Raw genomic sequence first — 287 nt, 5'->3', positions numbered from 1 at the left:
AACACAAGAAAATAGCAAGATTACATTTCTTGCCACAGGAGATATTACGAAAGATTCCACAGACGCCATAAATGGCTCGCAGCTTCATACATTAGGCACAGGGGTTGCCTCGTATTTTGGCGGTGATGCTAAGTATGAGAATGGTCAATGGACAGCCCCAAACTTCAAGGTTACAACAGTCAAAGAAGATGGTAACTCTGAAGAGAAGAAATATGACACTGTAGCGGAGGCTTTGGCGGGTGTTGGCACTTCCCTCACAAATGTAAAAAATGAAATTACCAATGAAA

1 pseudogene is annotated in these 287 nt (G+C 42.2%); it reads left to right on the top strand.

Going from position 1 to position 287, the window contains the following annotated elements:
• Nucleotides 1-287: pseudogene (locus ACFINF_RS09380) on the top strand (hypothetical protein); the annotation flags it as partial.

The sequence above is a fragment of the Bartonella sp. TS25HLJMH genome, assembly GCF_042193505.1.
Taxonomy (GTDB): domain Bacteria; phylum Pseudomonadota; class Alphaproteobacteria; order Rhizobiales; family Rhizobiaceae; genus Bartonella; species Bartonella grahamii.
The sequence above is the reverse complement of the archived record's forward strand: the minus strand, read 5'-3'. Positions and strand labels throughout refer to the sequence as shown.